Source organism: Orientia chuto str. Dubai, assembly GCF_000964595.1.
Taxonomy (GTDB): domain Bacteria; phylum Pseudomonadota; class Alphaproteobacteria; order Rickettsiales; family Rickettsiaceae; genus Orientia; species Orientia mediorientalis.
This window is the reverse complement of record NZ_LANP01000010.1, coordinates 18,337-41,495: the sequence shown is the minus strand read 5'-3', so window position 1 is coordinate 41,495 and position 23,159 is coordinate 18,337. Positions and strand designations below refer to the sequence as shown.

Sequence of the window (23,159 nt, the reverse complement as noted above, 5' to 3'; positions counted from 1 at the left end):
TTTATATGATTTAATACTTCATCAGCATCGCTAATAATCTGAAGATGAGCCTCTTTGCGTAACTCATTTGCATTAGCTATTTCATTAATAAAACTTCTTATCCTAACAGGACCAACATGCATTTGTGGAACTGTACTTATCTGATCTACTTTGTTATCCAATCCTAATTCAGCAAAATATTCGTTTATTACTTCCTTTACCTTTTCATGAATCATTTTAGATTCTGGAATTATATAATGTTTTCCATTAACTGTTCTAAACTGAGGATTTGAGTTTACCGCCTTAACACCTAATTTTTCACCATTCTTTTCAAATCTTCTAGTAGTAACCAATACATGTGCATGCCAGTTTTTATCACCTCTGTGAGGCTTATGAATATCTATTTGTACTCCAAGTCCGTGTTTCACCCATTCCATCTTCTTAACTATTCTGTGTGTAATCTCTATTCTATCGTCTAAATTCAACTCTTTATCATCTGGTAAAGCTATTACTACATCTTTTAACAATTGGCTATTTCTTCTTGTTTCAGTTCGTTCCACCTCATTCATTAATGTTTGTACATTCTTGAATTTTGGATTTACATAAGTTGGTAGCAGCACTGTATGGTATACATTATCTTTCTTGCGAGAAAAGTTATAACTCGTATTTGTTTGTTCATTTTTAACAAAAATTCGTGCATTATACGCTGCTTTACAACAACTATCTCCTCCTTTGCTTCTACTTAAAATTCTATTCTTGAAACTGTATCGCCATCCTAATTCTCACCTGACTTTCACAGTAACATGAGTTTTTTAATTTTGCCAGTATATTTTTTTCAAGCACTTATCGTGTATAAGCTTATCTTACAATGAAGCTTATAACTTGGATTATCGTTTTTTACTGTATTTATTTGATGTTGGTTTGGTAGGTTCGGTTTCTTTACTGGAATTTTATTTTGATATATTCTGGCCTGATTTTTTTTTATTTTTCTTCATTACTAACATGGTAAATCTTATGCAGCATAGTCTTCAGCAAAAAAAAGCTAAAATTATAATGGAAGAACTTAATCTAAAAGATAAAGAGCGTAGAATGCGTACTAGTCGTCTTATAGAAATTGGTGGTTTAGCTGTTAAAGCTAAAATAGATCATTTACCTACTAACATCTATTTGGTGCTTTTGTTATCTAAAGGATACTTTACACAACATCCAACTGTTCAAGATCATTGGACTAAATTGGTAAGATATTTTTGATAAGGAGCAAAAAAACAAAGCCACGTGATTTTATCTCTGAACCAGATGAAACACTAAGCCACATTAGAATCATGGCTAAATTACCGTAATGAATGGAATGGCCATGTAAACTCCTTAAACAGGCCTACTCCATTTCAATATGACTTGAGCTTGTATCTCAATAATTTAAATAGAAATAATGCAAAATAAAGAATCTTGACAAATTTTCTGATAACATTCAATACAGGCAAAAGTTAAAAGTAATTATATGAAATTTATAAATGTAAGCTGTTTTATTATAAAATCTCAAATACAGCTATTGCATCAGAACAAAATAATCAGCTAACAACAGAATTTAATTCAGAATAAAGATATATTAGCAGCAGAAAAATATTTGAATAAAGGAAATTCTTTTTTAAGTTAAGAAAGTATCAAAAAGCAATTAAAAGTTATGTACAGCTATTAAATACAGCCCAAATTTTGCAGAGGCCTATTATAATAAAGGACTTACTTTAAGCCATTTAGGACAATATAAGGAGGCAATTAAAAATTATGATACAGCTATTCAGTATAAACCTGATTTTGAACAAGCTTATAATAATAAAGGACTTGCTTTAAGCCATTTAGGACAATATAAGGAGGCAATTAAAAATTACGATACAGCTATTAAATACAACCCAAATGATGCAGAGGCTTATTGTGCTAAAGGACTTGCTTTAAGCGATTTAGGCCAATATCAAGAGACAATTAAAAATTACGATACAGCTATTAAATACAACCCAAATGATGCAGAGGCTTATTATAATAAAGGAATTGCTTTGTTTAAATTAGGACAATATAAGGAGGCAATTAAAAATTACGATACAGCTATTAAATACAACCCAAATAATGTAGGTGCTTATAATAACAAAGGAGTTGCTTTAAAAACATTAGGCCAATATCAAGAGGCAATTAAAAGTTATGATACAGCTATTAAATATAACCCAAATTATACCGATGCTTATTATAATAAGGGAATTGCCTTGTTCGAATTAGGCCAATATCAAGAGGCAATTAAAAGTTATGATACAGCTATTAAATACAACCCAAATGATGCAGATGCTTATAATAATAAAGGAATTGCTTTAAGCCATTTAGGACAATATCAAGAGGCAATTAAAAATTACGATACAGCTATTAAATATAACCCAAATTATGCAGAGGCTTATTATAATAAAGGAATTGCTTTAAGCCATTTAGGACAATATAAGGAGGCAATTAAAAATTACGATACAGCTATTAAATACAACCCAAATGATGCAAAGACTTATAATAATAAGGGAAATGCCTTGTTCGAATTAGGACAATATCAAGAGGCAATTAAAAATTACGATACAGCTATTAAATATAAACCTGATTTTGAACAAGCTTACATTTAAAAAAATTATTTTGATAACATTAAAAAGCATTAACATTAAGGATCTAGTTGTGATCCTAGGTTAAAGAAACAAATGCTGTTTTTTTAAAACTATCTCATTTAAAAGTTCTTTTAACCAGCACTCATTATCAAAATCAGTATGAAAGAAACAATATCCACTTAGCTCATCAGCAATCTCTGATAGTTTAAGGTATCGAGCAAGAGGTACAAATTCTTGCTCGTTTCAATGACTATTCTTGTCTTTTATCATAAGGTTTTATTGATATAGTTTTAATATTATGTAGCGGTCGCATAATTTTATTAATAACAAATCCTTTTTATTTTGCAGACGCAATGTTTTAATCATTTGCCTAGAACTAATTTTTTTGTTATCACTAATTCTAGTAAGATCAGAAACCTGTTCTGCAATTTTTATACTAAATGCCTCAGCAATATCTTCTTGTGTAAGACTTGTATCTTCGATAGTGTCATGTAATATTGCTGTAATAATGGTGTCAGTTTCAAAGCTATAGTCTGCTACCATACATGCTACTTCCAATGGATGCGTATAATATGGTTCTCCTGTATCCCTCATTTGCTGTCCATGATATTCCTTAGCAAAAAAAATAGCTTTTTCAACATTATCGAGATCAATTTTTGCATTAAATCTCACATTGAACATAAACAGCTTATTTAGTAAGCTCTCACTGTAGTAACATAACATTAAGTAGAAGCAAAGGAGGAGATAGTTGTTGTAAAGCAGCGTATAATGCACGAATTTTTGTTAAAAACGAACAAACAAATATGAGTTATAATTTTTCTCGCAAGAAAGATAATGTATACCATACAGTGCTGCTACCAACTTATGTAAATCCAAAATTTAAGAATTGTACAAATTATACCTTGTAGTAACAACATGCTCTAGAAACTGTGGAAGATAAGTAATTAAAGAAAGGTTTCTCTTATCAGAATCATACTATTACATTGTACTTCAAGTACACCTGAAGATAGATATTAATAGTCTAGATTGTATGTAAAGTTACAGCATCCTTGCTATACAAAGGTATAACAATTTCAAATGATTTAATGCTAATAATTTTTATTTTAAAACTTTAATAAAAGTTATGCAAATTTTCAAGAAATAATCTTGCTCTATGTGACTTAGGTTCGTTAAAAAAATCTAATACACTTTGACAGGCTAAAATATGTCCTTTATCCATAAAAATTATTCGATCAGCAATAACTTTAGCAAAGGCAATGTTATGGGTTACAATGACGACACTCATACTATGTTTTAATTTTGTAATAGTGTTAACTACTTCGATAATTGATTCTGGATCTAGAGCTGAAGTTGGTTCGTCAAATAACATAACTTCTGGGCTCATCATTAGTGCTCTACAAATTGCTACTCTTTGCTTCTGCCCTCCTGAAAGTTTAGCAGGCATATCATTCTTTTTATTTTTTAAACCAAATGATAGTAATAATTCATCAGCTTTTGTTATTGCATCTTGTGTAGACATATTCAAAACTATTTGCGCAGCATAGATTAAGTTTTGTAGCACTGTAAAATGAGAAAATAAATTAAAATGTTGAAAAACTATACTAACTTTAGATAGCAATTCCTTCTTATTTGAGGAGTTAATTTGTTGACCATCAACAAAGATTTTACCACTACTAATATTTTCTAATTGACAAATGCATCTTAATAAAGTTGACTTTCCACTTCCTGATGGCCCTAAAATAATAACAGATTCATTTTTAAAAAGCTCAAAATTAACATTATAAAGAGCCGAAAATTTGCCAAATTTTTTTGAAACATTTTCTAATTTTATTACGCTAGTCATACTTCAATTTTAATTTTTTTTCTAAAATTTGTGCAATAAAACTTAAAATTAATACTAAAATATAATAACATAATGCAACACTAATCATAGGAGTAAAAAAATCATAGGTTGTCTGAGATAAAATTTTAGCTCTACCCATTAAATCCATTCCTCCTAATACTGAAATAATAGATGACTCCTTAAGAAGGTTAATAACTTCATTAACTAATGCAGGAATAATTTTTCTCAGAGCTTGAGGTAAAATAATATCTTTCATAATATAAAAATAAGGTATATTAAGAGCTAAACCGGCCTCAATCTGACCTTTATCGACTGAATTAATTCCAGACTTGATAATCTCTGCAACGTAAGCTCCAGAATTCAGTGAAAATACAAGCACCCCAGCAAAGAATATATTACTTATTTTAAAAGAAAAATATATTATGTATAACTGTATTATTAATGGAGTACCACGAAAAACTGATATATAAGTATTAGATCCAAATCTTAATATTTTATACTTAGACATTCTGCTTACTGTTAACAATACAGCAATAATAAACCCTAAGCAAACCGCACTAAAAGCATATTGTAAAGTTATAGGAATTCCTAAAGCTACATTACTGAATACTTGCCATAAATTATTAGTTATTATAATAAAAACCTCCTTTATTGATCTGCATAAGTACATTTATAAATTAAAAGATTCAGAAAAATCAATACTTTATTCTATAGCTCAAATAATACATCTAACATAGAATAACCTTAATAATATAGCAAAATAATTTTTCTATGGAAAAACCTATGTTACTACCTCAGTTTTAGATTAGAAATAGAATTATGTATGGAAGCTAGAGAGGTCAATTATGAAAATATCTTATTCTAGATATTTTAAGGCTTTCTAGTATTATAAGATAAATATATAAGCTATATAATCCATTTATTTTAATAAAAGTATCTATAAAACAGTATAGAGCTGTTATATATTTTCCTGAGATCCTCTCTTATAGATATCTCTCACCACCTGTGAACTATTTTTCACAATTTATTACTAACTGTTTTATACTAGTTTAGCTATATAATAAATTTGTGCTAATTTTGAATCATTTCCCAATTCTCTATAGCAGTTTTTTTGCAAATATTCCTAAATTTTAAGAACTATATTAGAATCTTTAATAAAAGATCAACTTATAGTTTTTTTTACTGATAATTTTTTCAACTCTTCAAGTTAAAAGCATATATTTAAATATTGCAAATTAATCTTAATAAAAGTAAATTTTTTGTTATGCTATATAATCTCAGGAAGGTTTACAATAACAAAACCCTCTGTTATTTGAGGAAATATTTCTTTAGTAAACGGATACATAATCTTTGTTCCATTATTATATTCTATTTCAATGATATCTCCAGCATTATAATTACAAATATTGCAAATTTTACCGATAATTTCTCCTGCTAAGTTCTTAACTTTCTTTCCCTTAAGATCTTCAATATAATATTCTGATTCTTGCAACTGAGGTAGTTCATACTTATAAATATATAATTTTTTATGTACTAATTGCTCAGCTGCAGTACGAGTTGTAATTTTATCAATATTACATATAATTTTTTTTGCTAATATTTTTGCTGAGTGAATTTTTATAATATTTTTGTGACAGTCTTTTAATTCATAGTTCAAAATATTACCTGCAGGATCAGTAAAAGATTTAACAGCTACCTGCCCTCTAATTCCATAAGGGGATGATATGATACCAACAGCAATCAATTTACTTTTACTTGACATAATAAAGAATGTATTAATATGTGTAATTTTTATAGTATTTTTTCAAAAAAACTATAAAGCATTAAGTTGATTATATTCTTGAAAACATTAAGAATTTTTTTATTTGTACAATATGCAAATCTATGATCTGCTTAGGAATATTAAAATAACAGTTATATAATTTCATTAATGTACAGCAATAAATTATATAGAATATATTATTTAAAGTAAACCTTATGAAGAAAAAACTCTATTTTTCTGCCATTTTCTTGCTATTATTTATATGCTTAATATTAATAATATATCTATTTAACTATAATAAGCTTTCAAAACATGTACAACAACTTGTACTGTCAAATAAAAAACTATCCTTTAATACTAAACTAGTAGCAAAAAAATTTCCAATACCTCAAATTAGTGTTGATAATTTATCAGTAGATAATAAAAATTTTCTCATCAAAAAAGTAAAAATATATTTTTCACCATTGTCATTGCTTACTTTTCAGCCAAAAGTATCTCACCTGGTAATTGAAGATGCCAATATTACAATTGGCAGATCACGATTTGATTATATGATAAATTTGATTGATAGTATTTATGAATTTTTACCTGGAAGATATGACATACAAATGATGAATGTTAACTGTATTAATTTACACAAAAATATAACACACACAGTTAATGCATTAACAGCAAGTTTAGTAAATGATCAATATCTGATTCAAGGTGTTTTAGATGATATTCATCGAGTGAAAGGAACTCTACCATGTGATAGCCAACAGGAAATTAATTTGGAATTTTCTTCTGAAAACTATTCCCTAATATTTAAAGGTTCGCTAAATGAGCATCAATTGCCGGTAGGTAGTTGTAGATTGCTAATCAAAGACTTAAGCCATTTTATTAATAGCTATTACTATGATATTGATTCCATACTAAATAAATTTAACACTAATGAGCAGGTTGAATTAATTTTTGATACCAATATTATAGACCAAATGGTATCAATTAAAAATCTAAAAATCAATTCAGCCTCTATAGAGGCTGTAGGCAGTATTACACACTTTAATAATCCACAGACTGCTGATATAATTAATATAACATTTAGTAAATTAGCACTGAATCAATTATTTTTCGGTAGAAATAGTGATAATATTGTCAATTTTCAAGGCAAAAAAAATATAATAAAACTTTCCACTGATAATAGCGATATTACAATTACTGCTAAGAATGTTCTTATATGTGAAGAAAAGCTTACAAATATATCTTTTATTAGCAAAGTTAGAGATCAGATTATGAACATTCATGATTTCTCTGGCACTATTAGTTCTGGCGGTAGTTTTAAAATCGCAGGAAAAGTAAAACAAAATCAATATCGATCATTATTTGAAGGTAAAATAAGATTAGAGCATAACAATATTAATAACTTGCTATCTCTATTAAATTTTAAAAATATAGCAGTAAATGAAGTACAATCTCTATTGTTTGAAAGCAATATTAGATCAACAATTATCGATCACCAGCTATATGATATAAATATGCAAATAGGAAGTGCTAAAATTCAAGGTAGCATGTATAATAAGTTAGTTGGAAGTAATCTATCAAGGGTTTTTGCTAGATTAACATTATTTGATTTTGATTTAAATAAATCAAATTATCCATTAATTTCTTCATTATTAGAGTATTATCAAAGCTTAAGTACTGGTATAGAAAAACAGGATTACGTGATGAAATTTGTACCTTTAAATACTATTAATTATAATGCATGCCTTAATCTAAATTTTAAGTCAATTACTTTTCAAAATCAGGAAAAACCTAGTAAGCTTTTTATACTTGCATATTTGTTTCCAGGACAAATTAATATTGATAATTTTTATTATAGAAATGGAAAAAATAATCTTATAGGCAAGGTAAGCTTTCATACCAAGGATATAAAGCCTAAAATTAATGTTACAATTGATCAAGGGGAGTTATATCTTAATAATGAGAATAATAGTAATCAGATTTTTAATAATATAAAAAAGCTCATTGATAAGCTAAAGTATCAAAAAGTTGTTGTTAATTTAAATGCTAATTTACAGAAACTTTTATACAATAACAAATTAATACAAGACTTGGCTGCTAAATTAGCAGTTCAAAGCCAAATTATCGAGGTAAAGGATTTTAATGCACACATTGATAATAGTGAATTTAAAGCTAAAGGTGGTATATTAATGTCTCCGTTATCTACAACATTAGTGTATGCTTATAATTCATTTCATATACCTACTTTTTCTTTTTCATTACAAAATAACGCAACTTTCTTACCACAGGGATTAGCTAGTATGCAAGGTACTATAACTACAAATGGAGAAAATCTAACTGAGTTAATAAATAACCTTAATGTCACAGCTAAATTTATAGCTAAAGATATTGAAATCAATAATATGTCTCTTGATTACTTAATTGATAAAGTTACACATAATAATTATATCTACGATAACTTACAACAAGATATTAATATAGCTACAGATCATGGTAAGACAATTTTTCAGACAGTAGAAGGAGACTTTCAGTTTAATAAAGGTGTATTACAGTTTAGTAAGTATAAGCTAAATACTGAACAACTAAATGGTGAAGGGACAGGAGTAGTAATGTTAGATCAAAAAAAATTAGAGTTTAATTCTTATTTTAAAATTAATAGTACTAAAGATAGAAATAATTTATCAAATCAAAAATTGCATTTAAAGTTTTATGGTGACTACCATAAACCTGTTAAAACCATTCAGTTTTATCGCTAACTTAAAAAATTAGCTTTTTTAATCTGAGTTTGATATAAGAAACATATTTAAGTATAAAAAGAGAGTAAATATTATACTTAGCATTTTTTTACTAAAAAACTATAGACTTCAAAAAGAAGCACAGCAAAGTTGATTTTCCTTTTTATTGCTAATTTTGACGAAATTATCTATAAAATAGTAATGAGGATATCTATGTCTTTTTTCATAAGATTCTTTCTTTGATAATTTTGTTTAATCTTCTATGTAGCATATCTTATCCTTTGTAAATCATTTTGTTAAGTGATATTGTTCGCCACTAATTTACCTCTCTAAGTTTTTTCCTAATCAATTTCATAAATTAAGTTATATTGTGTTGAATAAACTTTTATATTAACTTACACTGTAATTGTTGCTTGATTTTTATTAAATTTTTATATTTACATTGTGTAAGAAGTAATGTTTTTAGTAACAACAATATTATCATTTATTATTACTACAAACTTTTTAATTTTCGTGCATGAATTTGGTCATTACTTTTGTGCTAGATGGTGTGGAGTTTATGTTCAAGAATTTTCAATAGGTTTAGGAAAAGAATTATTTTCATTTCTTGATAAAAATCTTACTAGATGGAAGGTATGCATACTTCCATTAGGTGGATTTGTTCGCATGCAGCAGCATTCGCAAAATTCTAAGGATAAAAAAAATTATAATAATCAACCTATCATTAATAAAATACTTATAGTACTAGCTGGTCCAGCAGCAAATTTTATTTTTGCACTTGCAGCACTTACATTTTTAGGTAGTACCTATGGTAAATACACAATTTCATCTATTGTAGATCGTGTAATTCCAGGTTCTGCAGCACATAAAGCTGGTATCTATGAGGGCGATCTGATAACTGAGGTCGCTGGTGTTAAAGTTTATAATTTTTTAGATACAATGCTGATAGCTTTTAATTATCCAGATGTACCAATAAATGTAATCTTAGAAAGAGATAATCAATTAATAGAAAAAAATATAGTTCCACAGACAAAATTATATAAATTGAATGGTGGTGAAATTAAAATTGGAGACTTAGGAATTAGAGGAAAGTTAGTACATATTCGTGGCACTTTACTTAATAGTATGTTAGAATCAGTTAGTTATACTGTGAAATTATCTAAGTTAATATTTATAACACTATGGCAAAAATTAACAGGACAAAATTCTGCAGCAGAGGTTGTAGGTATAGTAGGTATAGCATATGAATCTAGTAAAGCAATTAGTCGCGGTGGAAGCAATTTTTTATACTTTTTAGTAAATTTATCAATTAGCTTAGGTTTGATGAACTTATTACCTATTCCTCCATTAGATGGAGGAAGGCTTCTTTATCTTATGTATGAAATAATTGCTGGTAGGAGATCCATAAATTTGACTGTTTATAATATTACTATGCAACTAGGCACTGCAATTATTATTTTTTTAATTGTAATTTCTGTATCAAATGATATAAAGAATTTATTGTTTAAATTTTAGGATTAAGAACTGTGAATAAATTTATATGGTATAGCTTAGCTGGTATATTATTTGCTAATTTATGCAGCATTGTTGTAGCTGATAAAATTAAGAATATAGAAGTAATAGGTAATCAACGCATTGAAAGTGAAACAATTATCAGTAAATTGGGAGTATCTATTGGAGATGAGTTAAACTATAGCAAAGAAAATGATATTTTACTAGCTCTACATTATACAAAATTTTTTAAAGATGTAAGCATAAGTTTTATTGATAGTAAGCTAACAGTAAAAGTACAAGAAGCCCCATTGATAACAGAAGTTAAGCTAGTCAATGATTCAGGATCTATATCTAAAAAAGCCTTGCTTGCAATGATTACTATTAAAGCTGGCAATATGCTTATTGATTCAGAATTACAGGAAAATATTACAAGATTAGTTGAAGAATATAAGGCAGCAGGTTTCTTTTTAGCACAAGTTACATCTGAAATTAGTACTACCAATAATGGAGAAGTTGTTGTAACTTTTAAGATAAATGAAGGTCCTAGAGTTTTTATCAAGAAAATTTTATTTGTTGGTAACAACCATTATAGTGATGAAAAATTACACTCAGTAACTTTATGTAAAGAGAAGCGTTGGACCAACTTTGCATCACCTTTAACATTTTATAATGTTATGTATATCGAGCATGATAAAGCATTACTACAACAATTTTATCGAAATAACGGCTTTGCGCATTGTAATATTTCATCTAGTATTGAACTTAGTCCAGCTAAAGACTTTGTAGTTATTACTTATATTATTGATGAAGATAAAAGATTTAACTTTGGAAAAGTAAGTTTAGAAACTAATATTCCATCTATTAATACTGAAGAATTTAGTAAATTTTTAAAATTAGGTTCAAATACGCTCTTTAATAATGTAAGATTAAATAATATTAGCCAGGAAATTACAGATGCTTTACATAAAAAAGGATTACATCAAGTTCAGCTTTATCCTAAGATAAAATATCGTAGCGAGAACTCATCCATTATAGATGTAGTATTTGTTATTGATTTTGCAAAAGAAGCTTATATACGTAATATCAACATTCTAGGCAATGAGATTACACAAGACTATGTTATTAGAAGAGAAATAAAGTTAATTGAAGGTGATGTGTTAGATGAAAAAAAATTAGAAATAACCAAAAAAAACATTATAGGGTTAAACTTTATAGAGGATGTTATTGTAAGTATAGTGCCAGTTGCAGATAGTGATTATTGTGATGTTTTAGTTGAGATAAAAGAGGGGAAAAGACTGCGTGGTCTTAACCTCAGTGCTGGCTACAATAGCTTAACTGGATTAACTGGAAGTTTTGGTTTTAGTTGGGACAATTTTATAGGGACCGGAAAATTAATCAGTGCGGAGCTATCAATTGCTAAAAAAAATTCAATACAATCTATCAGTATTATGGATCCCAATTTTATTGGTAGCGGTTTTTTAGGAAAATTGCATCTTTTCCATCTTGGGAAAGAGCCTTCTGATTTGAAAAGTAAAAGTCAGACAAAAGAAAATAATAATCAATATACAGTTATGAAAAAATACAAGGGAGAGGATTATTATTCACATAATGTTTATGGAATTGGTATTGAGGTAGATCGTAATCTAACAGAGCATCTTATTGGCACATTAGGGTATACCCTTAAGTTCGATAAGGGAGATACAGTATCTGATAAAGTTATTCAAAATATATATGGTGAAAACCACGATTTTATTTATTCAATAGTTGATGGAGCTGTTACATACAACAGAACTGATAACTTTCGTAAACCTAAAAATGGATATTTTATGCGTTATGGAATATCATTCTCTGGTTTAGGAGGAACAGTAAAATATCTTAAAAATACAGTAATGGCAAAGTTTTATAAGTCATTTCTTGATAATAAAGTAACATTAATGTTTGTTACCAGGTTTAGCAATATTAAAGGAATTTTTGGTGAAGAAATTAATGTTTATGATTTGCTGAAAAGTAGTCAAGACCACCTTAGAGGGTTTAATAATAATGGCATAGGTCCTAGAATACAAGCTATAGACTTAAGAATAGGAGGAACTAATAGTTTTACAGCAAGTTCTGAGTTATTTTTTCCAATAGGGGTACCAGAAGAGTTAAATGCTAGAGGATCAGTTTTTATGGATATAGGTAGTATTTGGGGAATTAGCAAAAAAATAATAGGTGTTGTTGGTAATAATAATTGCTTTGCTGATAGTGAAAAATTCAGCCTAAGAGCGTCTATTGGTGTTGGATTAACTTTTGATATAATAGGACAACCAATAAAATTTTTCTATGCTATACCTATTAAAAGCGAAAAATATGATGAAGTGGAAAGGTTTGGATTTTCACTAGATTTTTATAGTTAATATAGGAGATTATGATGACTAAAAATATTATAGAGATTAATGATGAAGAAAATTTTAAACAAGAAGTTCTTCTATCTAAGAATAAGCTAATATTAGTAGATTTTTATGCTGATTGGTGTGGGCCATGCCGTCAGCTTTCTCCAATTTTAGTAGAAATATCTGAAGAATTATCAGATAAGATAAAAATAGTAAAAATCAACATAGAAAAAAATGTTCAAGTTGCTACTGATTTTAAAATACAAAGTATTCCAACATTAATATTATTTAGTAATGGAGACGCAGTTTCTAGAGAAGTAGGAGGCAAAAGCAAACAAGATATTATAGATTGGATTAGTAATTATGTAACACCATATAAATGAACTAATTATTATAGCATTATGGCTTAAATTTTATATATTGGCTATTTTTTAGCAAATATGCTTTTTTCTGCCAAGGTTGTTATTTTTTCTAGTTACCATGTTATTTGTCAAAGTATTGTTTTTAACTTAGATCTAGATCTATTAGTTATATATAGCTCTGAAAAAAAAGTTTTAGGTCCACTAGAGGAAATTTTTTTAAAGTTTTTTGGGGGCAAAAATTTTTAAAAGTTTAATATAAAAAATATAACCTAACTTCAAGGTACCTTACTATCGAGTGTAGAAATCAAACCTATAACTTATCTCTATATAATAAACGGATAAAAAAAAAGGCTATCCTCAAAAGTTTTTCTTAAAAACGTCTTTCCATTATCCAAAAGCAAGTAGTAAAAACTTTTCTACATTACTTTCTTTGCTAGAAGAAAATTTCCAAAAAAATTGATAGCTTGCAAATTTCTGTAACACATATTATAGAAATCTACATACTATATGCTAGCTATAGCAGAAGCTTAAAAAAATTATTTAAATTTTTTTTTACGAACCATATAGTGAAATAAACTTTATATATAATTTTATTCAAGCGCTTATAAGCGCAATAACACGATATATAATTATTTAATGATAATAAATTGTAGTATTTATTTTACTGATCAATTTTTTCAACTCTTCTACTCTCACACACGTACATATAATACCATCTTTGTTTTTTTTATTCAAAAGAAAAAAAAGAGCTTTTAAAAAAATTTCTCTTTTTAAAGTAAGAGTACATTTGGATCTCACACATCAAAATCTATCTATAGATGAAAATAAAATTATGCTGATGGATAGCAGAAAACATTTATTTTAGTCTGTATGAGGGATAAAAAAAATTTTTTTATAGTTATAGAAAAAAGCGCACAAGCAAAAATTTTATCCTTAAAAGCACGCTTTCCTTCCTTTTTTTTCAGAGAACAGAACTCCTAATAATGGTCACAGCTCTACGGTTTCGTCTATAAGCTTCTTCTTTATTATTTTTAGTAACTTCAACCTCAGGCTTGTCTTTTCCATAAGAAGTAGTTTCTATCTTATCTTTGCTTACACCTAATGTAATTAAAAATTGCTTAACAGCATCAGCTCTTTTTTTTCCAAGAGCAAGATTATACTCTCTAGTTCCACGCTCATCGCAGTGCCCTTCGATCATTACTCTGACTTCAGAATTACTTTTCAGCCAATCACTCTGTTTTTTTAAAACCTTTTTACTTTCTTCAGAGATATCAAATTTTTCAGTTGCAAAATATACCTTATGGTTTCCATCTACAGCCTGTAAAAATTCCTCATTCTTTATATCAAAATATTCCCCTTGCTGTAAATTATTATCTGCTACCTGATCTCTATTTTCAAAATTAATATTTGTAACAATTTCTGACATATCATCCTCATCTTCTTGAAAACCCTTAGTTCCTGATCCCAGAGAAAAAAATGCTGACTTAGAACTTGACCATAAACATTTCCACTTATAACCAGAAAGTAATACTAATACACATATGCTAACAACTAACTTTTTAACCATAATTACTTACCCATAACAATACTTAATAAACTATATTGATTACAATAATACTATAAAATTTTTAATAAAAAACTAGCTAATTAAAATATTTCTAAAGTTAATACCATGTCTAATAAAGTCAATTAAAAAATTGACTTTAGATTTTTTTTATATTTAAAAAGTTTACTTATTAATGTTAGGTAAAGCAATGTAAAGCATTCTATCTTGTCTTTGCACTGTCAAAAAAATTTCATCATGCTTTATATTTGTCACTACTTCCCTTAATGTTTTAACAGAAATATCCTTTTTATTATCATCATGCTTAACTGATAAAATTATATCTCTAGGTCTCAAACCAATTCTAAATCCTTGTCTTCCCCAAGAAGAGTTAGGCGAAACTTCAAGAACAAGTAGGCCACCAGTAGCATTAGAAGAAATATTATATTTCTTCATTACATCAGAAGTAAGATCAACAAATTTTACACCATTAACTACAATGCTTTGGTCATTACTCTGCTGCTCACTATCTTCACCTTTATTACCAATAATTTTACATTTCAAAGAAATAGGTTTCCCATTACGTAAAAGAGATACCTCCCTCTCAGAATTAAGCATAGTAGAGGACACAGCTACCTGCAAATCTCTGCCTTTTTTTACTTCCTTATCATGGAATTTAGTAATGATATCCCCAGGAATAATTCCGCATCGTGCAGCAGAACCATCCTTTATAACTTCAGTTATTAAAACTCCAGTTTGATCTTGCTTTAAGCCTAAACTTTCATTTAATTCTGGAGTTAATTCATTAAGCATAATATTTAACATACCACGGCGAATCTTTTCTCCTTTTTTTAAGTGTTCAACTGCTTCTAATACAGTGTTGGATGGGATAGCAAAGCTTACACCCGAGTGTGATACATGAAGAGAATTTATTCCGATAACTTTTCCATCAAGATTGAACATTGGCCCACCAAAGCTACCCATATGCACAACAGCATTAGTTTGAATAAAATCATTTACTATTGAACTACCTATATCCCGCCCCTTAGCAGAAATAATACCATTAGTTACTGTCCCTTCTAATCCAAAAGGACTTCCTATCACAATAACCTGATCTCCGATTCTAGATTGATTTGAGTCACCAAAACTAGCATACGGTAATACAGTTGAAGAATTAACTTTTAACAAAGCTATATTAATTTTACTATCTCCACCAACTAATTCTGCTATTAGTTCTGAACCATCATGCAATTTTACCTTTATATTATTAGCTCCTGCTATAACATTATCATTAGTCACAATATATCCAGAGCTATCTATTATAATACCAGAACCTAAAAATACTTCTTGTTGAGATTTAGAAAACTTATTATTAAAGTTAACTCCAATATTAGTTTCTACAGCATAAATACTTACTACAGTCGGCACTAATGATTCAACTATATCTGATAAACTACTTACATTAACATATTCTGCTGATTTCTGTTGAGGTAAAGCTGCTTTTTGATTTAAGAGCTGTACTTTAGAATGCACATTACTTATACCTTGTAATGCAAATACCATTAAGTGTAGATAAAATACTTTTTTCATAAATTCAACCTTTAATATTAATGTTACTTAAATTTAAAAACTTAAACAATTCGCTATTAGGAGATACTACGAAGGTAGTATCATCCTTGCTTAACACCTTAGAATAAGTTAATAACGATTGGTAAAACCGATAAAATTCTGGGTCTTGACTATATACACTATTGTATATACGAGAAGCCTCAGCATCTCCATCCCCTTCTAATATCTTTGCCTGCTTATAAGAATCTGCCAAAATAATATCACATTCTTTATCAGCTTTTGATCTTATTCTAACAGCTTCTTCTTTTCCTTCAGCTCTAATCTGCTTAGCTTCTTTTTCTCTCTCTGTTTGCATTCTCTGATAGATTGCTGCACTATTTTCTTTTGGTAAATCAGTTCTTGAAATTCTAACATCAATTACATCAACACCAAATGATTTTCCTTCCTTATTAACTAAATCATAAATATCAGCCATTATCTCAGATCTTTGCTTAGATAATAAAGTAATAAAAGTAGCTCGCCCAATAACTTTTCGCATTGCAGACTCAATAATTTTATTCAATCTAACTTTTACTCCATTATGATTATACACTGTTTTAAAAAAAGTAATAGGGTCAATAATTTTAAATTTAGCAAATGCATTAACAATCACTCTTTTCCCATCAGATGCTGTAAGCTCTTTAGCTGATACTTCAACAGAAACTAATCTTTTATCAAAATACAACACATTTTGAATAAACGGTATCTTAAACTTTAATCCTGGCTCTGATATAACTTTTATTGCTTCTCCGAATTGAAAAACTACCGCATACTGATGTTGCATCACCTGAAATATAGAATTAAATAGAGCAAGCACTATTACAGTAATCGCAATAATTTTTATCAAATATACTTTTTTTATCGTCATAACTTAAAACCTTACTACTTAATTATTTAAGTGATATACCCATATGAGGTAATAACTTACTCTCATCACTTATAATAATTTTTTTACTACCACGCAATATTGTTTCAATTGTATTAAGATATAAACGCTCTTTAGTAATTTCCTTATTTAATCTATATTCTACTAATATTGCATTAAATTTCTGAACATCACCTAAAGCTTTAGCAACAATAGCTTGCTTATACCCCTTTGCTTCTTCAACTAATTTTGCAGCTTTTCCTCTAGCTTCAGGTATTTTATCATTTCTATAAGCTTGAGCCTGATTTATTTCTCTTTCCTTATCAGCTCTTGATGTTTGTACATCACGATAAGCATCAATAACTTCTGATGGTGGCTCAGCCTTCAGCAACTGCACTCTCTCTATTTCAATACCAATAGAATATTGATTTAAAATCTGCTGAATTAACTTTTCAATTTTATCAGCTATTTCTTGTTTTTGATTTGATAAAATTGAAGCAATTGGAGTTTCACTAATTACTTCTCTGATAGCACTCTCCGCAACTATTTTGACAGTTTCCTCTGGAAATGCAACATTAAAGACAAACGAATATAAATCTTTAATATGCCATCTAACATTACAATTTAATTCAACTATATTTTCATCCCCTGTCAACATAGTACTGCTTTCACCTAAATGCTGATTACTGATAGTTCTGTTATTTAGTGGATAAGAATGTTTCCTATAATTACTATTGTAAGCTTCTTTTCTAGATTGTACAGAGCTATATCCAACTTCTGTTTGTCTTGACATCCTCACCCTTTCAATTACTACCCTTTCTAAAGGATCAGGAAGATGATAATTCAATCCTGGATGTGCTTTACGAACATATTCACCAAATCTAATAACTATAGCTTCCTCACCCTCATTAACTTTATAAATACCAGATAATAACCAAATTAGAATCAAGGTAAATATTAAAATTAGTATAGCTTTAATGCTAAAATTAAAATTATTAGAAAAGAAAAAATTATTTTTTCCTTTCAAAAATATATTTTTTGCATCATCCATACTGTCCCAAGGTGATTTCATAAGAACCTATTTAAATATTCTAGAAACATTTTATAATTAACACTTGTTACTGTTGTGAATATATTACTTAATAGTTAAGTTAAAATAATAGCTTGTTTTTACATAATTAAAAACAACATACTAGTTAAGCAGAATATATATCTTATTTACTAAAATTCAATACTGATATGAGTATTAATCACATTATCAATGAAATAACCAATAAATTAATTACTTTAACTTTTTCTGATGGAACAAAATTTATAGATGTTATTTCTAGTCCTATAGTTAATAACCAACAAATAAGTTTTGTGTTATTTATTAATAAAAATCAATATAATGAAGCATTACTACTGCAAAAAAAAGCTACAATAATCCTTCAACAAGAAATACCTAACATTAAAAAGGTTAATATAGTTGTTAGTAATAAAGATAATTCGTACTACAAAAATCAAAATAATAATATTCCTAAGGAAAAAATCAAAATATCTGGAGTAAGACATATTATCCCTATTATTTCAGGTAAAGGCGGTGTAGGCAAATCCACTATTAGCTCAGCTCTTGCTCAAGAGCTTAAAGATCAAGGATTTAGAGTTGGATTATTAGATGCAGATTTTTATGGCCCATCTATTCCAATAATGTTTGGTATTAGCCAAAATATTCAACTAATTCAAAATAAGATAGTACCAATTAATAAGAATGGTATAGATGTTTTATCATTAAGTTTATTAGTTAATAATGATTCACCATTAGCTTGGCGTGGAGCTATGACCTCTAAAGCACTACATCAATTATTAATGGCTCAGTGGAACAATATTGATTACTTAATTCTCGATATGCCACCTGGTACAGGTGACATTCATATTACATTAACAACAAACTATGAAATATTTGGTGTTATAGCAGTTACTACTCCTCAGTTAGTTTCTACATCTGAAGTCCGAAAATCATTAATTTTATATAGAAAGCTAGAAATTAATATTTTAGGCATAGTAGAAAATATGAGCTACCTAACAAATAGTGATAACAATACTATTTTTCCATTTGGTAAAAGTGGGGCTCAAAGTATAGCACGTGAATTTCAAATACCACTTTTAACGCAAATACCACTTAACTCAGAAATTTCTGCTAAATGTGATCAAGGTCAACCTATTAACCACATAATCAATATAGACTGGCTAAAATATATTTTATAGTCTAAAAAGCTCAAATTTTCAACCCCAAATACAAACACTAAGTGAAATTTATAGTATCAAGTTTTATCTAATTTATTCACTGAAACAGATAATAAATCTTTTACCATAATACTAACAGATACATAATCTGTCTTACCAGTAGTAAAATATGGAATCTCCACAACATGAATAATATCTCTAGGAATATATAGTTTACTCAGGCCAGAGTTAAGAATATATCTTGCAAATTTTGCTTGATCAACTATATTACTGTCAGTACATAATATAATCTGCTCGCCTTTATATTCATCGTCAACACAAACTGCTGCATGTTTACCATTTTTATCGATAGCAGTAGCAATATCTTCAATTACAACAAGTGAAACCATTTCTCCTGCAATTTTAGCAAATCTTCTTGCTCTCCCCTTAATTGTAATATACCCCTCTTCATCAATTGAAACTATATCTCCAGTATCATACCATCTATCACCTAATCCATCAACTTTTGGCGGCACTATCACTCCTGGATTACTTGATAAAATGTAACCAAGCATAACGTTTGGTCCTTTTATGCACAACTTTTTACCATTACTAATGCCTTCAACTTCTAAAGCTGCATATTTAAGTCCAGGCATTATTCTTCCTACTGTATCAGGTTTATCATGCATTGGAGTATTAGCACTAATTACTGGTGAAGCTTCAGTTGCACCATAGCCTTCAAAAATTTTAATCCCATGTTTTTTAAACCATAATTCTCTGGTTTCAGGTCTTAACTTCTCTGCCCCTGCATATATTCTTCTTAAAGAATAAAAATCATATGGATGAGCATATTTAGCATAATTGTTTAAAAAAGTACTAGTACTAAACATAATAGTTGCTCCAACATCATAAATTACCTCGGGAATTATTCTATAATCTAATGGTGATGGATAAAGAAATGTTCTTACTCCACTAAGCACCATCAATATAGTTCCTGTTAATCCGAATGTATGAAACATAGGTAATGCATTAAATGCTATATCTGAAGTTGACAAATCTGTAACTGCAGATACCTGATTTTTATTAGCTAATAAATTGTTGTGTGATAATACTACTGCTTTAGGAGCCTGTTCTGTTCCAGCAGTAAACAATACTATTGCTCTAGAATTACCATTGTTATTCTTATTAATAAAGCTGTAATATGCTCTAGGAAAAAAACCTGCTAACCAACATACAATTTTAGTTGTGAATTTTAAGTTACTTCTCAAATCCTCTAAATATATTATTCTAAAATACTTATTCAATTGATAATTAAGCTCTTGTAATCTAGCCTTTTCGATAAATAACCTCGAAGTACAGATAATATTTATACCAACAGTGCGACATGAAGAAATAATACTTTTTATTCCAAGAGTAAAATTTATCATAGTTGGTATAAAGTTATATGCCATACAAGCAAATAAAGTTATGGTAGTAGTAGTGCTATTTGGTAGCATTACTCCAATATAATTACCAGGACTTATAACATTACTAAGTAATCTACCTAATAAAAACGAACGAACTAAGCATTGTCTATAAGTTAAGCTATTATTAGTAATATCTTGCAAAATTAATTTATTGGCCCCGTAACGTCTTGATGCATCAATCAAAGAATGAAAAATAGTTTGATTATAATCAGAGCTTCTAAAAATCATCTCTGTCATTATATCATATAATTTATGACTAATAAATTTTCTACGATCAGAAAAATCAAGCTCTGGCAATGGTCTAATACGTACAGGAGGTAATATAGTAATTTTAACTTTAGGGAATATTGTAGTTTTAGGACGCTTTTCTAATTTTGAGAAAACAGTATATTGTAGCCCATCAATACGAATTGGTAAAATTGCAGCCTTAGATTTATCAGCAATCATACCTGGCCCCTCATATATTTTCATTAAAGAGCCAGTAATACTAATTCTTCCTTCAGGAAATATTACAATTTTTCGATTTTTTTTAACTTCAGAAATTAAAGACCTAATTGCTATTGCATTACTAGTATCAACAAAATAAACTTTAACTATTGTTAAAAAAGGCTTAACCCAAAACTTTTGAGCTACATATGTATTAACAGCAAAAATTAATTTTCCTGGTAAATAAACAGTTAGTATTGCAGAATCTAGATATGAAATGTGGTTAGCTATAATTACTACCCTTTTTCCAGCATTAATAAAATTCTGCAGTCCATGAATTTCAACTCTATAAAACTTATCAAAAATGAATTTAAATATTGCTCTTAATATAACGAAAGGAATAATTTTAACTGAAGGCAAAAACTGATAGATATATCCTGCTACAACAAGATTTAATAAACTAATAAATAATATTATAAAAGGTATAGAACACTCTAATTTAAATAATATGGAAAGAATAATGGTCGAAACAATCATAAAAATTGAGGTAATAAGATTGTTAGCAGCAACTACTCTTGATCGATAACTAGGAGCAGTGAAATATTGCATTACAGTATAAAGTGGAACTACATATAACCCTCCAATTATTGAAATAGCTAATAAATCAAACAATATTCTCCAATTATGATTTTCGGATAAAAAAAACATTATACTGCTAAGCTGATTATGCTCTGAATTAACAGTACTAAGCATTTTACTAGTAAAAAAGAGGTCTATTCCAAAAATACTAATTCCTATAGCAGCAATAAAAACATACTCCGTAGTAATTTCATTATCCAACAGTTTATTACATCCAAATGAACCAATAGCAATTCCAATAGAAAATACTGCTAAAAAAAGATTTGCAACATTTTCATCAGCTCCTAGAGTATCTTTAGCTAACAACGGTATTTGTGATAAAAAAACTGTTCCAATAAACCAAAACCATGATATTCCTAATATTGATAGGAAAACATTATTTTTACTACATGAATATTTAATAATGCTAAGAACTTCATAAAGTACATTATAATTTATTTTTAGTGATAAATCATAGTTACGAGATTTAGGTATAAAAAAACTTGAAACTAATCCACTAACTGCAACTACTACCATTAATAAAATAACAACTATTGGGCTAGTAATATAAATTGCTCCCAAAATATTACCAAGTAATATAGCAAAAAAAGTACCAGCTTCAACATAACCATTTGCCCCTAATAATTCACTCTTACAAAGCTGATCCGACAACATACTATATTTTAATGGACCAAAAAATACCGAATGCACACCCATTAACCCTATTGCAGCTAGCAAAATCATAAAATTATTGATATGAAACCCATATATTGCTAGCACTATAATAGCTATTTCTGATATTTTTATAATGCTAATCAAGCAAGATTTTTCGAATTTGTCAGCAATCTGCCCAGCAATACCAGCCAAAATAATAAATGGCAAAATAAATATTGCATTTACTATTAGTAATAAATTAGCATCAGCTAACTTATACACAATCAAAATTACTAATGCACTCTTTAATATATTATCATTTAGGCAACCACAAAACTGAGTAATAAACAAAGGCATAAACCTTCTATCTTTAAATAGATATAGCTTATTATCATTCATTAATTTCTCCTTAATTAAAACCTCGACTTATGGTAAATATAAGCCTAAAAAAAAACTATTTATATTAGGTTAATATTGGCTACTCTTAACATATCTGTTAATAAATTAAGTGTGCGCAAATAAAATTTTAAAAATATAAAGTTATGATTTTATTATAATATAATAATGAACTATTACTTAGTGATTATGTGTAATATAATA

General features: G+C 28.3%; 15 protein-coding genes and 3 pseudogenes. 8 read left to right on the top strand and 10 right to left on the bottom strand.

All coding sequences use genetic code 11. The features are described from left to right. Positions 1 to 753, bottom strand: a pseudogene (locus OCHUTO_RS02185) (MobA/MobL family protein); the annotation flags it as partial. 228 nt (positions 754 to 981) lie between these two features. On the opposite strand from OCHUTO_RS02185, the pseudogene OCHUTO_RS05980 reads away from it, so the two are divergent. Next, a pseudogene (locus OCHUTO_RS05980) lies at positions 982 to 1,419 on the top strand (conjugal transfer protein TraD). Between the two features lie 251 nt (positions 1,420 to 1,670). Continuing rightward, a complete protein-coding gene (locus OCHUTO_RS05135) occupies positions 1,671 to 2,627 on the top strand; it encodes a tetratricopeptide repeat protein (protein ID WP_084215335.1) in 957 nt (318 codons plus the stop codon). 255 nt (positions 2,628 to 2,882) lie between these two features. Here OCHUTO_RS05135 and OCHUTO_RS07060 read toward each other — a convergent pair whose 3' ends face one another. Further along, positions 2,883 to 3,287 carry an HD domain-containing protein gene (locus tag OCHUTO_RS07060; protein WP_370664239.1) on the bottom strand — a complete coding sequence of 135 codons (405 nt, stop codon included), beginning with the start codon at positions 3,285 to 3,287 and terminating at the stop codon, positions 2,883 to 2,885. 35 nt (positions 3,288 to 3,322) lie between these two features. Here OCHUTO_RS07060 and OCHUTO_RS07055 point away from each other — a divergent pair. Continuing rightward, a pseudogene (locus tag OCHUTO_RS07055) lies at positions 3,323 to 3,493 on the top strand (MobA/MobL family protein); the annotation flags it as partial. Between the two features lie 224 nt (positions 3,494 to 3,717). Here the strand turns inward: OCHUTO_RS07055 and OCHUTO_RS02165 are convergent. The 3 genes from OCHUTO_RS02165 to rimM all read right to left on the bottom strand — a co-directional run bounded on the left by OCHUTO_RS02165 (position 3,718) and on the right by rimM (position 6,211). Continuing rightward, on the bottom strand, positions 3,718 to 4,449 hold the full coding sequence (locus tag OCHUTO_RS02165) for an amino acid ABC transporter ATP-binding protein (protein WP_045797209.1): 732 nt from the start codon (positions 4,447 to 4,449) through the stop codon (positions 3,718 to 3,720). Further along, positions 4,442 to 5,119, bottom strand: coding sequence for an amino acid ABC transporter permease (locus OCHUTO_RS02160; protein ID WP_156961274.1), 678 nt, complete (start codon positions 5,117 to 5,119; stop codon positions 4,442 to 4,444). The genes OCHUTO_RS02165 and OCHUTO_RS02160 overlap by 8 nt, the downstream gene beginning before the upstream one ends. A gap of 597 nt (positions 5,120 to 5,716) precedes the next feature. Next, on the bottom strand, positions 5,717 to 6,211 hold the full coding sequence (rimM, locus tag OCHUTO_RS02155; RefSeq protein ID WP_045797208.1) for a ribosome maturation factor RimM: 495 nt from the start codon (positions 6,209 to 6,211) through the stop codon (positions 5,717 to 5,719). A 215-nt stretch (positions 6,212 to 6,426) separates the two neighbouring features. On the opposite strand from rimM, the gene OCHUTO_RS02150 reads away from it, so the two are divergent. From OCHUTO_RS02150 to trxA, 4 genes are all read left to right on the top strand, one after another. Next, entirely contained in the window at positions 6,427 to 8,967 is a 2,541-nt protein-coding gene (locus OCHUTO_RS02150) for an AsmA-like C-terminal region-containing protein (RefSeq protein ID WP_045797207.1), read from the top strand. Between the two features lie 435 nt (positions 8,968 to 9,402). Next, positions 9,403 to 10,461 (top strand): M50 family metallopeptidase, encoded by a 1,059-nt coding sequence (locus OCHUTO_RS02145; RefSeq protein ID WP_045797206.1) that lies wholly within the window; start codon positions 9,403 to 9,405, stop codon positions 10,459 to 10,461. 11 nt (positions 10,462 to 10,472) lie between these two features. Next, positions 10,473 to 12,836 (top strand): outer membrane protein assembly factor BamA, encoded by a 2,364-nt coding sequence (gene bamA / locus OCHUTO_RS02140; protein WP_045797205.1) that lies wholly within the window; start codon positions 10,473 to 10,475, stop codon positions 12,834 to 12,836. A gap of 11 nt (positions 12,837 to 12,847) precedes the next feature. Next, the gene (trxA, locus tag OCHUTO_RS02135; RefSeq protein ID WP_232296939.1) at positions 12,848 to 13,195 is read left to right on the top strand and encodes a thioredoxin; all 348 of its coding nucleotides are present in this window, start codon (positions 12,848 to 12,850) and stop codon (positions 13,193 to 13,195) included. A 940-nt stretch (positions 13,196 to 14,135) separates the two neighbouring features. Here trxA and pal read toward each other — a convergent pair. The 4 genes from pal to hflK all read right to left on the bottom strand — a co-directional run bounded on the left by pal (position 14,136) and on the right by hflK (position 18,262). Next, positions 14,136 to 14,741: a peptidoglycan-associated lipoprotein Pal gene (pal, locus tag OCHUTO_RS02130; protein ID WP_045797203.1), complete on the bottom strand. Its 606-nt coding sequence runs from the start codon at positions 14,739 to 14,741 to the stop codon at positions 14,136 to 14,138. Positions 14,742 to 14,903: 162 nt separating this feature from the next. Further along, positions 14,904 to 16,307, bottom strand: a complete 1,404-nt coding sequence (locus OCHUTO_RS02125; RefSeq protein WP_045797202.1) for a trypsin-like peptidase domain-containing protein — start codon at positions 16,305 to 16,307, stop codon at positions 14,904 to 14,906. Positions 16,308 to 16,311: 4 nt separating this feature from the next. Beyond that, on the bottom strand, positions 16,312 to 17,193 hold the full coding sequence (hflC, locus tag OCHUTO_RS02120) for a protease modulator HflC (protein WP_045797201.1): 882 nt from the start codon (positions 17,191 to 17,193) through the stop codon (positions 16,312 to 16,314). 22 nt (positions 17,194 to 17,215) lie between these two features. Beyond that, on the bottom strand, positions 17,216 to 18,262 hold the full coding sequence (hflK, locus tag OCHUTO_RS02115; protein WP_045797200.1) for an FtsH protease activity modulator HflK: 1,047 nt from the start codon (positions 18,260 to 18,262) through the stop codon (positions 17,216 to 17,218). 167 nt (positions 18,263 to 18,429) lie between these two features. Here hflK and OCHUTO_RS02110 point away from each other — a divergent pair, with 167 nt between their 5' ends. After that, on the top strand, positions 18,430 to 19,437 hold the full coding sequence (locus tag OCHUTO_RS02110) for an Mrp/NBP35 family ATP-binding protein (RefSeq protein ID WP_045797199.1): 1,008 nt from the start codon (positions 18,430 to 18,432) through the stop codon (positions 19,435 to 19,437). A 56-nt stretch (positions 19,438 to 19,493) separates the two neighbouring features. On the opposite strand, the gene OCHUTO_RS02105 is transcribed toward OCHUTO_RS02110, so the two are convergent. After that, the gene (locus OCHUTO_RS02105; protein ID WP_045797198.1) at positions 19,494 to 22,958 is read right to left on the bottom strand and encodes an acyl-[ACP]--phospholipid O-acyltransferase; all 3,465 of its coding nucleotides are present in this window, start codon (positions 22,956 to 22,958) and stop codon (positions 19,494 to 19,496) included. Positions 22,959 to 23,159 lie beyond the last annotated feature (201 nt).

What these genes read in the sequence shown, in the direction of transcription:
- OCHUTO_RS02110 (WP_045797199.1), top strand. Translation starts at nt 18,430, where the DNA reads ATGAGTATTAATCACATTATCAATGAAATAACCAATAAATTAATTACT.
- trxA (WP_232296939.1), top strand. Translation starts at nt 12,848, where the DNA reads ATGATGACTAAAAATATTATAGAGATTAATGATGAAGAAAATTTTAAA.
- OCHUTO_RS02105 (WP_045797198.1), bottom strand. Translation starts at nt 22,958, where the DNA reads ATGAATGATAATAAGCTATATCTATTTAAAGATAGAAGGTTTATGCCT.
- OCHUTO_RS02145 (WP_045797206.1), top strand. Translation starts at nt 9,403, where the DNA reads ATGTTTTTAGTAACAACAATATTATCATTTATTATTACTACAAACTTT.
- OCHUTO_RS02125 (WP_045797202.1), bottom strand. Translation starts at nt 16,307, where the DNA reads ATGAAAAAAGTATTTTATCTACACTTAATGGTATTTGCATTACAAGGT.
- OCHUTO_RS07060 (WP_370664239.1), bottom strand. Translation starts at nt 3,287, where the DNA reads ATGTTCAATGTGAGATTTAATGCAAAAATTGATCTCGATAATGTTGAA.
- hflK (WP_045797200.1), bottom strand. Translation starts at nt 18,262, where the DNA reads ATGAAATCACCTTGGGACAGTATGGATGATGCAAAAAATATATTTTTG.
- OCHUTO_RS02150 (WP_045797207.1), top strand. Translation starts at nt 6,427, where the DNA reads ATGAAGAAAAAACTCTATTTTTCTGCCATTTTCTTGCTATTATTTATA.
- OCHUTO_RS02165 (WP_045797209.1), bottom strand. Translation starts at nt 4,449, where the DNA reads ATGACTAGCGTAATAAAATTAGAAAATGTTTCAAAAAAATTTGGCAAA.
- pal (WP_045797203.1), bottom strand. Translation starts at nt 14,741, where the DNA reads ATGGTTAAAAAGTTAGTTGTTAGCATATGTGTATTAGTATTACTTTCT.
- hflC (WP_045797201.1), bottom strand. Translation starts at nt 17,193, where the DNA reads ATGACGATAAAAAAAGTATATTTGATAAAAATTATTGCGATTACTGTA.
- rimM (WP_045797208.1), bottom strand. Translation starts at nt 6,211, where the DNA reads ATGTCAAGTAAAAGTAAATTGATTGCTGTTGGTATCATATCATCCCCT.
- OCHUTO_RS02160 (WP_156961274.1), bottom strand. Translation starts at nt 5,119, where the DNA reads ATGTACTTATGCAGATCAATAAAGGAGGTTTTTATTATAATAACTAAT.